At 53.4% G+C, this 14,638-nt stretch carries 13 protein-coding genes and 1 tRNA gene; 9 read left to right on the top strand and 5 right to left on the bottom strand.

All coding sequences use genetic code 11. The features are described 5' to 3' along the window. Window positions 1–884 precede the first annotated feature (884 nt). The 3 genes from CGZ80_RS17455 to CGZ80_RS17445 all read right to left on the bottom strand — a co-directional run bounded on the left by CGZ80_RS17455 (window position 885) and on the right by CGZ80_RS17445 (window position 4,880). Window positions 885–2,696 (bottom strand): hypothetical protein, encoded by a 1,812-nt coding sequence (locus CGZ80_RS17455; RefSeq protein ID WP_094416750.1) that lies wholly within the window; start codon window positions 2,694–2,696, stop codon window positions 885–887. Between the two features lie 509 nt (window positions 2,697–3,205). Continuing rightward, window positions 3,206–4,678, bottom strand: coding sequence for a site-specific integrase (locus CGZ80_RS17450; RefSeq protein WP_143544003.1), 1,473 nt, complete (start codon window positions 4,676–4,678; stop codon window positions 3,206–3,208). Between the two features lie 128 nt (window positions 4,679–4,806). Continuing rightward, window positions 4,807–4,880 (bottom strand) — tRNA-Val (locus CGZ80_RS17445). Between the two features lie 213 nt (window positions 4,881–5,093). Between CGZ80_RS17445 and CGZ80_RS17440 the strand changes: the two genes are divergently transcribed. Next, entirely contained in the window at window positions 5,094–5,405 is a 312-nt protein-coding gene (locus CGZ80_RS17440) for a hypothetical protein (protein WP_233148488.1), read from the top strand. 227 nt (window positions 5,406–5,632) lie between these two features. Continuing rightward, window positions 5,633–5,929, top strand: a complete 297-nt coding sequence (locus tag CGZ80_RS17435; protein WP_094416746.1) for a hypothetical protein — start codon at window positions 5,633–5,635, stop codon at window positions 5,927–5,929. 196 nt (window positions 5,930–6,125) lie between these two features. Here CGZ80_RS17435 and CGZ80_RS17430 read toward each other — a convergent pair whose 3' ends face one another. Together CGZ80_RS17430 and rpsR are read right to left on the bottom strand one after the other, a co-directional pair. Then, on the bottom strand, window positions 6,126–6,554 hold the full coding sequence (locus CGZ80_RS17430; RefSeq protein ID WP_094416744.1) for an acyl-CoA thioesterase: 429 nt from the start codon (window positions 6,552–6,554) through the stop codon (window positions 6,126–6,128). After that, complete coding sequence (rpsR, locus tag CGZ80_RS17425; RefSeq protein ID WP_094416742.1) at window positions 6,551–6,814, bottom strand: 30S ribosomal protein S18; 264 nt, start codon at window positions 6,812–6,814, stop codon at window positions 6,551–6,553. Before rpsR ends, CGZ80_RS17430 begins: the two co-directional genes overlap by 4 nt. 1,101 nt (window positions 6,815–7,915) lie before the next feature. Between rpsR and fusA the strand changes: the two genes are divergently transcribed. The 7 genes from fusA to CGZ80_RS17385 all read left to right on the top strand — a co-directional run bounded on the left by fusA (window position 7,916) and on the right by CGZ80_RS17385 (window position 14,589). Beyond that, window positions 7,916–9,997 (top strand): elongation factor G, encoded by a 2,082-nt coding sequence (fusA, locus tag CGZ80_RS17415; RefSeq protein ID WP_094416738.1) that lies wholly within the window; start codon window positions 7,916–7,918, stop codon window positions 9,995–9,997. 400 nt (window positions 9,998–10,397) lie between these two features. After that, complete coding sequence (locus CGZ80_RS17410) at window positions 10,398–10,796, top strand: hypothetical protein (RefSeq protein ID WP_094416736.1); 399 nt, start codon at window positions 10,398–10,400, stop codon at window positions 10,794–10,796. Continuing rightward, window positions 10,780–11,163, top strand: coding sequence for an FKBP-type peptidyl-prolyl cis-trans isomerase (locus tag CGZ80_RS17405; protein ID WP_094416831.1), 384 nt, complete (start codon window positions 10,780–10,782; stop codon window positions 11,161–11,163). Before CGZ80_RS17410 ends, CGZ80_RS17405 begins: the two co-directional genes overlap by 17 nt. Window positions 11,164–11,274: 111 nt before the next feature. Further along, window positions 11,275–11,493, top strand: coding sequence for a hypothetical protein (locus CGZ80_RS17400; RefSeq protein WP_143544002.1), 219 nt, complete (start codon window positions 11,275–11,277; stop codon window positions 11,491–11,493). Window positions 11,494–11,795: 302 nt separating this feature from the next. Then, complete coding sequence (locus tag CGZ80_RS17395) at window positions 11,796–12,350, top strand: dihydrofolate reductase family protein (RefSeq protein ID WP_094416829.1); 555 nt, start codon at window positions 11,796–11,798, stop codon at window positions 12,348–12,350. 191 nt (window positions 12,351–12,541) lie between these two features. Next, window positions 12,542–13,831, top strand: coding sequence for a TlpA family protein disulfide reductase (locus CGZ80_RS17390; protein ID WP_094416732.1), 1,290 nt, complete (start codon window positions 12,542–12,544; stop codon window positions 13,829–13,831). After that, window positions 13,828–14,589 (top strand): hypothetical protein, encoded by a 762-nt coding sequence (locus CGZ80_RS17385; RefSeq protein ID WP_094416730.1) that lies wholly within the window; start codon window positions 13,828–13,830, stop codon window positions 14,587–14,589. The genes CGZ80_RS17390 and CGZ80_RS17385 overlap by 4 nt, the downstream gene beginning before the upstream one ends. Window positions 14,590–14,638: the final 49 nt, after the last annotated feature.

Raw genomic sequence — 14,638 nt, 5'->3', positions numbered from 1 at the left:
AGCCAGAACAAACGGAACGCGTGGAACTCCGCCATTTCGTTTCCACACACACGGCATTCGCTACGCCCGCTTGGCCTTGGCATGCACCGCCCCAAACGCGAGAGAGCGTCCTACGCTGAACACAACCATCATTCGGCTGCGAACGGCGAAACATGAGAGAAACGCTCCAACAGCGACGTCCTTGTCGCCACAACACGCAACACAATTCTCCCGGGCGCCCGGGAACTCGGGTTAGTCATGACAGTCCGGCGCCCGGGAATCTTCGCTAGCCATGGCTGAATCACCCGAATGGCTTCGATAATTCACTTCTCCCGACCCTATATTCCCCCAAAAAGCGATACGAGTCCATGCAAACCGAGGAGCTCAAAAACGACGAATCGCGACAACGCTCAATTGGCGACGAGCAACTATCGAAACACCGACTCCGCAAGAGGAAAGCAGCAACACGAAACCATTGGCAAAGACTACGTGGCACCCGCACGCTCACCGTCGCGAATCACTTACTCCTGCGAAAGGCAATTCCACCAAATCCAGCATGCCACCAGTCTTTCCGTTTCCCGGACCACAGACTCACTCTGCGGTTCCCAAGAATGCGTCTTACCGTCAACGAGATCCGTAATTGCCCCCCCTCGTCGACCAAAACACTGATTCCCAACATCCCCTGAATGCTTCACAACACCCACCGGCTATTTCGAAACGTGAAGACAACACACCAATCAACCAACTTAACACTGCTAATTTCCATTGCTCCTTTCGCGGCTTTTTGAATTCAAAAATCGCGATCTTTAAAACCAGACGGCTTAAGTCCCTGATACGGCTGATACCCCCTGCCTTATGGCAGCAGGTGACAGAGCAAGCTACCTGAATCTGCTCCCAAACTTCGATCACAGCCCAAGCCCCGACGAGCGTCCCCCCTTTGCCCTACGGCCGGACGTTGCTTCGCCTTTACTCCGCTTAATAAAGTTCGCCAACTTCTCCGGCGTGAAATTCGCTTTGACAGCGATTCCCCCATACACCATTGACAGCTGGAAATTCTTTCTGGCAGCTTTGTAAATTTCATTTGCTTCATCTACATCTCGCTGCCATTCGATGGGATCAAAAGTCGACTGAGATTTAACACACGCATACTGAGCAATAACCATCAACTGTTGAAAGGTAATTCCTGAGCACTTTCCGACAATCGTGTGTAGTGCTGAACAAGCTGGAAGTCCGTCCAAGCGGTGCCGACTACATCCGAGAAAACGCAAAATCAGCTCTTTGCCGAGAGTAAACGTATTACGCGCCGCTGCCACTGGCCGGGGGTGTTTCTGTTGACGAAGAGCAAGTTCGAGCACCCTTTCCCATTCAATCCACTTTGCTGAAAGAGAGAGCCGAACCCTGTGATCAACTTGGAGCATGACAGGAGTCAGCAAGTCGACAACATCACGCGCATCGCGGTTCGCAGCGATTGAGTTAGCCAAACAACACATTTCTTCAAATGCGTCGACTTGCTCTGGAACTGGCTTCATTTCCCGGTAGTAGGGCGGCTTGGGCGTTTTTCGTTTCGGCATTTTTTCAAAATACTTAAAGGCGTTTAATGGCTGCAATTGATTTACGATGAGCTCTTTTGCCTCAATCTCAAGACGCTTTCGAGTTGTATCGTAATCCTCTACGGAGATTGCATTGGCTTGACCAGAAAATTCAAAAACGATCACGCATTGTTTCCCCAACCTCGCAGGATGGAAATGATAGGCGGTGGATAGTTCCACACGATCGCCATTAATCAACCCCAATGGATTGATGCCAAATTCTTCGCACAGCTTGCTATGCCGAGCGATCGTGCGTGGGCTATCCTTCGGCTTGTAACATCGCCGAATGTATTCGATAGTGTTTACTAAGTGGCTGGCTTCCATCCGGTTTCTGCGACCACTTTTGTTGGTCAACTTCTCGGTGTAGATGCGGTCGCCGCAGGCACTAAACCCCACTGATTCAGAAACACCGAATTCCCGTCCAGTCAACTCCTCCCATTTGCTGTTGAGCTTGGCCTCTACAAGAGTCGGATTTGAAGGCGATTTCATGCATATCAACATATGAATGTGTGGGGAAATGCATCCATTCGACATCAGTTTGGGGTGCACTGCGATCTGCCGCATCACAATTTCGTGACCATCAACGCCATTAATACTGCGTGAAAGAAAGCGACTAAGTCGCTTAACCGAACTGGCGATGAATTCGTAGCTAAGGCGCTCACCCTCTTCGGAGTTTGGATGATGCGTCTCAGGAATATGGAAAACACAATGGTACACTTCCTCGTTTAGCTGAAAGCTGGATCCTCCAAACACTTTTGCATCCGCTATTTCAGCGGCCCTGCGCCAACGGCAACGCAAACAACACTTGGTTTGATCACATGCAAAACAGGGAGCAACACCGTCAAAGGTACCAGCGACGATCCTGCCACACAAAAGCGCTCTGCTGAATCTATCAAGCAGCCCTGTCGTCGACGGATTGAATATGTCCGGGTCGAGCAATTTCAATCGCTCCTTAACAATCTCAAGGCTATTCTCAACTACACAGCGGTACTTCGCTATCAAAAACTTTCTATTCGCATGCTGGACTATTGGATCACGCTCCAAAATGCCACAACTGCCATTTGGCCAATGAACTTCGCCGTCATATCCATGCACCAATCCAGGACGCCGCCTTTGGAAACCCACCATAACACTCACCAAATCAAGTACACCGAGGGTTCAGCTCCCAAAGCGACCTATCGCGTTTTGAAACCGAATGACTCAGCAAAACAGCACGAACATTGACTAATCAGCAAATCTAGGGCGTTCCGGCGCCAGCGCATCGCGGCACTTATCAACTGGCTGCGGTCTATTTACATTGACCAATTTACCCCATGGTCTATAAGAAGCAGTCTTTTGAGCACCATTACGCAACACGCTGTGGCATGATTGAACCGCACCGCACTCGCGACCCAACAGATCCCCTTAACGGAGCAACAACCAGCCTGCGGTGGCCCGGGCGCCCGGAACCACGCTAGCGTTCCCAGACAAATCACTTTAGCAAATGTGGAATGGTATCGCCCGGAATATTTACCTTGGTGCGATTACCCTGGCCCGCCGCTAGGCTATGCCGACCGATAGGCAATCAAGCAGCCCAAAAATCAACGGCGGTAAATATTGCTGGATCACATGCCAGAGAGACCCAATCACCTTAAGAGTCAAGAAGACCTGATCCCCAGTTCCACCTCAAGCCAATCGATCGCTTGGTAAAGCAATTGCTGGGGAGGCAGGGCGTAGTGCTTCCCACTGACACGGCTCTCTGCTTGGTCGAGAAAGAGAGACTCAAGCCCATTGAATTCCTTGCTGTCTCGAATCAGCGATGCGGATAGCTTCTTGAGCATCTTCATCGTAACTTCGATCCCCGTTTGACCGCGCAGGTACCGAATCGCCAAACGAACAGAGTCTCTCTTCTGAAGCTTGTTGTCATCCTTGATGCCGGACTCCACCAGAATACGCCCTTCCTTGGTTAACAGAACTCGCTCGGGCGACTCGCTGCGGAACTGCTTGAGCAACTCGAACGTCCGCGGCCACAACTGATAAGTGACCGTAGGGACACTTTTAAACTTACGGGTCTTATTTCGCTTCCGCGTGATCGTCCCTGCCTCCCAATCAACGTCGGCAGGACGCAAGTCGGACATATCGATTTGCGTCATCCCGCAGTTTAGCCCGAGCAGCATGTACAGCTCTGTTCGCTCTGAAGCGTTCGCCTTCAAGACCTTCCAGTCCTCAATCGAGACGACCTTGATCTTCACAGGCTTCACGGCGATCGACATGTGACGGCTATCAAGATTACGTGGAACTTGATCGATTCTTTCGGTGTGGTACAGCCACCGAACCCACTGCTTCACCGCACCAAGGATGTCTTTTGCGTAGCTCGTCGAAATCTCCTCATTTGAAATCTTCTCAAGCACGCTTTCGCGAAAGCCGTCCAACCAGCGAGCGTCAATTTGCTTGACGGATTGCCCGACGCCTTCCCAGCCCTCCAAATACGACAGGTGCCCACGCAACGAATCAGCACGCCCTGCAGAGATATTCCCAGAATTCGCCTCCGCACGCTTGTGATCCAGAAAGGCAGCAATGGTCTCAGCGATCGAATCTGGCTCCGCCTTCACTTCGGCATGCCCGAGCCGATCATCAATTCGCGATCGCCAGATCGCGTCGAGTCTCTTCGCGTGCTCACGCTGCGCCTCAACGCCCCCACCTTGGCTTCGGGGCTCATAGACCAACAACGCATCAATCTCGTGATCCTCGAGCTCTGACAGCGGCTGGGCAGCAAGGAATCGGCGACCGCTGGCCAGCGGTTCTAAAAACTCGGCGGCAAGATCTTTCTGCAAGCCCTTGATGACTCGACTGGCCCTAGCGAGAAGAGCCTTGTCTTCAACTTCGCTGGCATAACCTAGAACAGCCTGCCACTCAGCCAGGCAAGCCTCGTAATCTCGCTGATGCTCGCGAGCTCGCAGAAACTCAGAATCGAGCTCTGTCTTCCGCCTCTTCCAAGCGGCCTGAGCCGCCTTGTGAGCCACGCGATCTGACTTTCCGCTGCCACCGTCAAAGCGAAATGACTGGCCCCGATATCGGACACGCCATTTTCCACGGCTTGCCTCCCAATTCAGCTTTGCTTCACGTGCCATGTCTATTCCCCGGTGGGCCACTATCTTGGGCCACTAAACTGTGACCAAATGTGTTTTAGTGGCCCAGCGGGAAATCAACAAGCAAAGTCGGCGCATAAAAAAACACCGCGAATTGCGGTGTTTTTGAGTGGGCGATACAGAACTCGAATCTGTGACCTCCACGATGTCAACGTGGCGCTCTAACCAACTGAGCTAATCGCCCTTTTTGCTCGCCTGACAAGTGCTCTTGCCCGGGAGTGTCTTTGATCGGCAAGTGATGAACGAAACTTCAATCAAATGCGTCTCGCGACGGGTTGCGTAGTCTGTAGCGATCCGGGCTGATCGTCAAGACGCTCCCGCCATTTCTTGGCACAAGGATTGCCATTTTTTATTCGACTTGCCCGCCGCTTTCGGAACGCCTATTAATTCAAGCACTATGTCAAAGTTCTTCGCCGGAATGTTTTGCGGTGCCCTGCTGCTGTTCGTCGTCATGCACTACCACATCGTGCATGGAACCAACGGTGTCGTCCTGGTCCCCAAAATCAGCAACAACCTGTCAAACGTCTACACCGACATCCGTGACTTCGATCTGAACGATTGGCGGAACCACAAGACACTGGCTGCTGCCATCATGCAAAGCAGCCAGTCGAAACTACTCGAAGACTCTGCCTACAACAGTTTCGGGCAATCAATGCGACAAGCCGTCGACCATCTCTTCGGCGATGACTCACCGAATGGCGTGCATTAAACCGCCCGCCTGAACGGTCCCAAAGAATCCAAGTACTGAACCAAAACTCAGCACCGAGAGCGTGAACGCCCCCACGCGGTAACAGTTTTTGCGACGATGCGGCTTGGAATGGCAGGGTTTGACCAGCCCACGACATCTGGCCTTGGATCAGTCGTGCAAAATGGCTTTGGCAGACGATAGCAAAACGTGGACAACATCCTCCCATCTGATGCTGATCGGCTAGAACCATGTCAATGTACCGAAATCGATACTTCCTCTTCGGGATACTGCTTATCCTGCTGGGACTGCAATTTCGCCGCGTCGAGTCGTTTGTGCTGAACGAACCCTCTACACGATTCATGGCGAAGATGACCAACACGCCATTGGTCGACAATTCAACGACCGTCGGCGCGCTCATTGAACCCGTCGTCCCTAAACCCAAGAAACGTGTCCAACCGCCTCGCTGGCTGGGACTGTCCATGATCGCCGTTGGCGTCGTGATCACGTTTCATTCGTTTTCAATCCCAAAGTACAAAGGCGATTGATCGCGAGAGAACACGCGACTGATTCGAAAGTGGGGTCGTGGATTTTGCTAACGTAAGATCGCCTGCGGAGCTAGACGCTTGAAGGCTCCACTGAAGGATCTTTAACAAGATCCACTACGGTTGGAGATGAGCTGGAGGCGAGGGCCGAGACACCTGGGCGACGGATCTTTGACAAGATCCACTACGAGGCATTCACCTAGATCGATTCGAGCTTGGCTCGGATGTCGGCGGGGATTTCGGCTTTTTGCAAACGGCCACCAGACTGCAACTTGCAGCAGACGACGACGATTTTGCCGGTGGCGATGGGAAGCATTTCACCGGCGTCTGATTCGCGGAAGAACGCGATCTCATACTGGACGCTTGAGCGACCGACCTTGCCGACGGTCACATCGACGGTCAGCCAATCTTCGAAGCGCGCGGCTTGATGGTAGTCGCAAGAAACACTGACGCGCGGCCAAGTGACCTCGTCAGCAGCGTCGTGGGAATCGGGAATGATCTTGATTCCCATCGAACGCAGCATTTCGTGTTCGGCAGATTCCATCCAAGGAAAGAATGCCGAAAAGTGAACGATGCCAGCCGCGTCGGTGTCTCGAAACTCGACGCGGCGGTTAGTCCGAAAGCTCATTCGCCTTGGTAAGGCAGAAGCGCCATGTAGCGAGCGCGTTTGACAGCAGCGGTGACAGCGTGTTGGCTGACCGCGGTGCAACCGCTCTTGCGGCGACCGACGATACGGCCTTGGCGGTTGATCATTTTCTTGAGCAGTTCAACGTCCTTGTAATCGACATACATCGGACGTGGTCGCTGGCCATCAACGAAGATTGGATCCTTCTTCTTGGCGCGGGAGCGGACGCGTGAACGTTTGCGGGCTCGGCTACGCGAGCTCATTGGGCGTGGAGGCATTGCTTTTAATAGCTCTCGGGTTGGCGGCGATCGGGCGCGGTCGCAGCACCCTTGTTCGGCATCTTGGCATAACGGCCATAGTATCGAACCTGGGTTGGCTTTTCGGTGTCAAACCGAAGTGACCGGCAATCAGTCGAATTCGCCACCCGAACCGGGTCGGAATCAAGTGATCCGAGCGGTTTGTTTTCGCAGTCCGATTTCGACAGCGAGAGGGGGATTCGACGAAGCTGGCTCGCCAAAGCTGCGACGACGGTCGTTGAGACTGGAGCTTGCCTGGGAAACGGATCCCACGGCGCGGCTCAGCGACTCGCCTACAAAAAATCTAATGGAGCAGGAGTATGTCGGTCGGTTGAACCGGCCACAAGAGGAAACTATGCGGCAACGAAGCAAATCGCGAGGAATTACGTGTCAACCGGTGGCAAAGTCAACCGGTCGAGCTTGCGTTGCGTCGTTTACCGAAGCCGCAACGGGCCTTCACCTTCGTCGCAGTCACCTCTGTCTTAACCGCTGGGGCGTAAAACGCAGCTGCCTATCGACCCCATGTCTGGGTGCCCGCGGTCCGGCCATAAAGGCTTTTGATCGCGGCATCGTGGGGACTTTCCGCGACAATGCGAAGTCGGAATAAAGCGATGTTGTGTGAGGTTGAAAGCACCTGCTCGGACCTCCGCAAACGCATCAAAGCCGACTGAACGGGAAAATGGGCCGCGATCCCATGGCCGTTTCGCGTCGAGGGGCCGATTTGCCCTTCCCGCTAGGCCAATCCTTTGCCATATTCCGCAAAAATTTCCAGCCGCGCCGGCGAATTACCGATCCTGGTCAAACGAACTCGTTTAATCGAGCCGATCGGATCATCCGATCGTTCACCGGCTTGGCCCCACCCGTTGACCGGTCAGCGACGGATTTGAACCCGGGTGGTTCCCCAAGTTTGCGAATGTAGGCGTCAAAGGCTGATCGCCATCATTTCCACTCAAATCACTGCAAACTCAATCGCAGCTCGATAGACACGAAAACATTCAACCCCCGACCAACGACTGCGGCAGTTGCCGTGTTATCTCCCGGTCGGTTGCCAATGCTAGGTAAAAAAAGATGAAACTGGAGAACGTACGAAACATCGGGATCAGCGCACACATTGACTCGGGTAAGACCACCCTTAGTGAGCGAATCCTGTTCTACGCTGGCCGAATCCACAAGATCGAAGACGTTCGCGGCGGCGGCGACGGCGCGACGATGGACCATATGGAACTGGAAAAAGAGCGTGGGATCACGATCACCAGTGCCGCAACCAGCCTGAAGTGGAAAGGCAAGAGCATCAACCTGATCGACACCCCCGGCCACGTCGACTTTACCGTCGAAGTGGAACGCAGTCTTCGCGTTCTTGACGGTGCGGTCCTGGTTCTTTGCAGTGTCGGTGGTGTTCAAAGCCAATCGATCACCGTCGACCGCCAGATGAAACGCTACCAAGTTCCACGCTTGGCGTTCATCAACAAGATGGACCGTACCGGTGCAAACCCCTTCAAGGTTGTCGAGCAACTGCGTGAAAAGCTGGGCGCCGAAGCGTTCCTGATGCAGTACCCGATCGGCAAAGAAGAGCACTTCGAAGGCGTCGTCGACTTGATCGAAATGAAGTCGTATCGCCACGCCGGTTCTGAAGGTCAAGACATCGTCGTCGGCGAAGTCCCTGAGGACATCAAAGACGAGTGTGAAGAGCAACGCGTCCACATGCTCGAACAGTTGTCGATGTACAACGACGAGATGATGGAACTGTTGTTGAGCGAAGAAGAAGTTCCTAAGGAAATGATCTACAAGGTCACCCGTGACGCCGTCCTCGGCGGAGCGACTCCTGTTTACATGGGAACGGCGTTCAAGAACAAAGGCGTTCAACCGTTGCTGGACGCAGTCAACCGTTACCTGCCAAGCCCTCTGGATCGTGAAATCTACGGACGCGACCCTCAGGACGAAGAAAAGCGAATCGAACTGAAACCCGATCCAGACGCACCGTTCGTCGGCATGGGCTTCAAGATCGTTGACGATCCGTTCGGCCAGCTGACCTTCATGCGTATTTACCAAGGCAAGATCGAGAAAGGCGGCACCTACGTTAACCAACGTACCGGCCGCAGCGAACGATTCAGCCGTATCGTCCGAATGCACAGTGACAAACGCGAAGAAATCGATTCGGCAGAAGCCGGCGATATTATCGCTGTCATGGGAATCGACTCGGCGAGTGGTGATACCTACGGTGCGACCCGTGACCAGTGCACACTGGAATCGATGTTCGTCCCAGACCCCGTTATCAAAATCGCCGTGGCTCCCAAAAGCCGTGGCGACGGCGACAAGATGGGCAAGGCACTGCAACGGTTCCGCAAGGAAGACCCAACGTTCCGCGTGATGACCGATGAAGAGACCAACGAAATCCTGATCAGCGGGATGGGTGAGCTTCACCTGGAAGTTTACATCGAACGAATTCGCCGCGAATACGACGTCGAAATCGAAGTCGGAGCACCAAAGGTAAGCTACCGCGAAAGCCCAACCAAACCCGTCGAGTTCAACTACAAGCACAAGAAGCAAACCGGTGGTAGCGGTCAATACGCTCACATCGTCGGTAAGCTCAGTCCGCTGGAATCGATCAGCGAAGACAGCTTTGAATTCGAAGATCACGTCGTCGGTGGACGTATTCCTAAGCAATATATCCCTGCGATCGAAAAAGGCTTCCGCGACATCCTGGGCAAAGGCCCCTTGGCCGAGTACCCCGTGGTGGGAACCCGAATCGACCTGCAAGACGGCTCGTTCCACGAAGTCGACTCGTCGGAAAAGGCGTTCTACACCGCAGCTCAAGGCTGCTTCCGTGAGTACTTCAAGCAAGCCTCACCAAAGCTGCTCGAGCCGATCATGAAGGTCGAAATTGAGTGCCCTGAAGATTTCCAAGGTACCGTCGTCGGTGACGTGATTCGCCGCCGGGGTATCATGAGCAGCAACGACAGCGTTGATGGCAACAGCATCATCATCGCCGAAGTGCCGCTTGCAGAAACCTTCGGTTACGCGACCGACCTGCGAAGCATGACGCAAGGTCAAGGGACGTTCACGATGGAACTGGCAACCTACCGCGAAGTTCCTTCAAACATCCAATCGGACATCATCGAAGCAAAACGCAAAGAGAAAGAAGGCAAGTAATCGCCGTTCGCTCCAAGCGTTTAAATCAAAACGAAATCCCTCGCCAGCAGCTGCCGGCGAGGGATTTTTTTTGTTGAGTTCACGTTGCTGGAGTCTCGCCTTTAGGCGATTTTCGGTTCTCGGCTTGCGGCGATGGTGCAGGCGAAAGACCAGTACCATTCAACCGCTGGCTATCGCCTATGCGGCTTATGAGTGCGAGCAAGCATTGCGAAGCCCAAAGCAGGGACTCATCGCTTCGTCCACTACATTTGCCGGGGAACGTTCGCTCCGGTTCCGCCCGATTGTATCATGCGAGAGCCAGCTGCTGGTTGCTACGGTCGCAAGAGATGATGCGCATGGCGGTTTGCTCCCGCCGTCTTTCTCGCTTTTCTGGACGCGTTTCGCTGTTATAGTTCAATGCATGCCGCTTACAGAAATCAATCCCTACACGCCGACGGACTCTGACTCTACGGGAGCAGACGATCGCTCGCTTTGCCCTGTCTGTGCACAACGAGTTGAGTTCGCCCGATACGTCTTTCCGTTCGGGTTTTGCCCCGGATGTGGAAACTACTTGGCGGTCCGAAATTGGAATGGGAAATCAACGCTGTGGGCTGTGCCGATCGCTTTCGTGGTGCTCGCCTCAGTCGTTGCGGATGTCTTCTGGAATCTGGATCTCGACGACTGGATCTTGCCATCGTTCATCGCTGTATTCGCACTGGTATTTTTGCACGGACGAATTTTTGGCAAGTTGGTCCCCGCGGTCTGCTGGGGATTTTTTGCGGTTCCCGATGATGACCGAAACGATGAAGCCACCTCTTAGTTTAAAGATTGTCAATCTGTCGATTGGCTCTGGACGTCACTGCGTCCCCGGCGACGTCGCTGTCTGTCACTGCGTTTGTTTGCTTCATCAGGGCGATCAATTGTTTGCTTCTGAGGCGAGCCAACCTTACCAGATCCGCGTCGGTGCACGGAACAGCTTTGCCGGGATCGAGTATGGGTTGCTGGGCATGAAAATTGGCGGACATCGAAAGATCATCGTCCCACCAAACCTGGCCTATGGCGAACGCAAGGCTTTCCCCGAACTTTCCGAGAAATCATTGCTGGTGTATCAAATCAAATTGACCGACCTGCCAGCGAAATGGGATCCAGAGATGGATCGCCGCTTATCGGAACGCACCAATCCATAGCAGCCTCTCGATCAACCTGTTCATTGCGGCTTGCTGCTCGGTAGCAGTACAATTCTTGTCGGTGCTCCCGGTGCACTGGACGTCGATTGCGAAGGAGGTTTATCAATCACAATGCTTTTTGGCCCTACACAACCTGATTTGGTTCAACCAACGGATGCGGAACGCAAGCTGGTTGCGGACGCCGAAGAACGAATTGCCGAGAGGACAGTTCCAACGATCGACGGGAATCACGAATCGGCAACGTTCTCCTGGTTTGGAATGGGCCTCGCAATCGCAAGTTTGCTGCTGATCAGTCTGTTGGTCTTCGCGATCTTTACGGCACTTGCCTAGTGGGCGAACGCTTTCTGTAACATTTCGTTCGAGTTTCATTGCGATGGTGTCTTTTTTCCATCAGTCCATTCGACTACGAAGCAGATCAAGAAGTTGCTTCACCGGCTGGACAAAGTGCAGACGCGTGACGCTGCTCCGATCAAGTTAGAACGAGAACGTCGCGGTCAGCCTTCAGCATTATTGAACGCCAATTCAATCGCTCTCGTTGTTCATTTGCGTTGGCCACTACAAGCGAGCTTGAATCCGCTGTGATGAACCAATGCTACCACTTCCACCGGCAAATACTTGAGAGCTTGGATTCGATGGGTCAATTGACTTTTGCGATAAACGTTACCCTCGACGGATGCGTCGACCATCAAGAAGGGATCGCCGACGACGAAACGCACGCCTATTTCACGCGTCTGATGGATGAGTGTGGGGCGATGCTATGGGGGAGGGTGACGTACGAGATGATGGAATGTTTCTGGCCAAAGGTGGCTTCCGGTGAAATTGAAGCTGCCCCGGCGATCAAGGAATGGGCGGTCAAATTGCAGGCGAAGCCAAAGTATGTCGTTTCAACCACGCGAAGCGAGTTTCAATGGAACGGCAGCCATCCTATCGAAGGTGACTTGGTCTCGGGCATCACGCGGCTGAAAGAGGCGTCGCCGAACGGTGTGCTGCTTGGCAGTGGAACGCTGGCAACGGAACTCGATCGATTAGATCTAATTGACGAGTACAAGTTTCTCGTCCATCCCCGAATTGCCGGCCATGGGCCGACGCTATATCAAAGCGGACTACACGCAACTCGGAAACTTGAACTCGTTGAAGCAATGCCGCTGACCAACGGTGCGGTTGCGATGCACTATCGGCGGATGTAGTCCGGCAAGTTGTTTGGAATCAGTAAAAATTGGATCTGTGCATTCACCTGCTGCGGCAATGCAGTAGGAAGACTTCCTGTCTACAATTTGGGTGTGTTGCAAACGAGTCGTTCGCACCGAAGCCGGAGCAATGCTTTCCGCCGGTAGAGGTTGACTTGAGTTACCAGGTCGTTACCCGAAGAGACTGACCGATGTACCGATTCTTAGTTGCAGTCAAGTTGTCATTGATGTGCGCAATGGCTGCTCATGCCGGTGAGCTTCAAAACTTTTTTGTCGCGCCGCTAACGACTGAATTGCATCGAGCAACAGTGTCGGCGGATGCCGATGCCTATGCGGTCGTAAACTGCAACGGACTGATCGCAAATGACGAACCGGATCTGTCGAAGTTTGACAAAGACGGATTCCTTGCAGCGTTAGTCAATGCTGCTGACAAGCGAAAGAAGTTACGTCTTGTGTGCAGATACCAGGTTCCTGCAAATTTCGGAACCGACCTACGCCAACGTTTGAATAAACAGTTGAAACAGGTTTGCAGGGAGGCTGGGTACGAAACGATCTCTGCTACCGAGATGAGCACGTCCGCCGATTGGCGCAGTGAGTTTCAGAACGTTTTGTCTTTCGACCAGCCACTGCACGCGAACGAATCATTGTTTGAGAATGAACTGGTACGGGCCTACCCGATCCAGACTCAACTTTCGAAACACGTTCATGGTGACGCTGATTGCATGGTCAAGGTGTTTCACCCGATCGACGGGCACACGACGGGCATTTCCACGGAACTTGCTTCATCAATCCGACAATTCGTCGAGCAATCCAACTTGGGCAATAGGGAAGCGATCCTGTTCAAGTTGTCGAGCACGGAAGCTGGTAGCGAGCGGGTTGATGAACTGTTCAACGCAAGACGCCCACCACAAAAGCCCGACACCGATATTCCTGTGATTTTGGATTTGTACAAGTCCAGTGTTGCCGAATACAAACCGTCTGCGGCGATGGAATTGGCACTTAACCTAGGGTTCGAGCGAATTGTCTACTCGCATTCCCCCGGCGGCGGAGCACCAGAATTGTTGGTTGGAAAGGAAGCCCCAAGTTTTAACCTCCCGACGCTGGACGGAGGCCAACTGGACCTGCACGAATTTCGCGCCGGACGGCCTGCGTTAGTTACGTTTTGGGGACTGGCCTGCGGACCATGCAGAATCGAAGCGCCGCACCTCACGCAGCTTCATCAGCGTCACGGGCAGGACTTTGCGATTGTCGCTGTCAACGGCTACGATGATGACCGAGACTCTGTTGCGAAGTATGTTGCCAACGACGAACTGTCACACCCAATCGTTCTGAACGGCGGGTCGACCGCAGACGAAAGCTATCATGTTGGTGCCTACCCGACAACGTTTTGGCTCGATCGTGATGGGACTGTTATCGAGTACGAAGTCGGATTCACTTCCGCCAAGCGACTTGAAAATCATGTTTTGAGGCTGATGGAATGAATCGAATCACTGCGGTTCTCGTTGTATCGTTGCTGGTCGCCAAGTTTGCGGCGGCGGAGACAGCAACGCTGAAAATGCGATTTGTTTTTGATGGCGATCCGCCACCGCGAAAACCCATCAATGGATTGCCAGCGGGGCTAGGTGCGGCTGCGCCGATCGAAAGTGAACATTTGATCGTTGGTCCAAAGACAAAGGGGATCAAAAATGTCGTGGTGTATCTCTCTACCGGTCGTGGTGCTGCGGAGATCGAAATACCGACTTCGAAGCCGCAGACACGAACGATGAGCATGGCGAACTTTCGTTTCGATCCGCACGTGCTTATTGCTCACACCGGAGACACGCTTGAGCTTGCTCCGAAGGACCAGGTGACATACGCCCCAAACATCATGTTTTTCAAAAACCCGGCAAGCGGTCTCTATGTGCCGCCTGGAAAGCCACATCGATTTTCGCTGCGGTTCGATGAGCCAGCGCCCGTCCCAGTCAACTGCAACGTTCATTCTTGGATGCGAGCTTACGTCGTTGTGCTCAATCATCCCTTCGCCGCCGTGTCTGATGCCGAAGGCGAGTTGACCATTTCTGGTTTGCCACCTGGCCGTACGCTCGCTTTTCGCGTCTTTCACGAAGCAGGCCGTGTTTCGAAAGTGAAGCTTGCTGGCGTGGAAACTGAATGGTCGCGGCAACGTTTCGAAGTTGACTTGGTTCCGGGCTTGAACGACCTCGGCGAGATCCATGTCTCACCTGAGATGCTTGCACGTTGAAATAGCGACTTCATTGTCCGCCGCTCCAATCACGCAAGAGGTCCCCTCA

The organism is Rhodopirellula sp. MGV (assembly GCF_002251265.1).
Lineage (GTDB): Bacteria > Planctomycetota > Planctomycetia > Pirellulales > Pirellulaceae > Stieleria > Stieleria baltica_A.
Note: the sequence above shows the minus strand (reverse complement) of the source record. Positions and strands in the feature narration are given on the sequence as shown.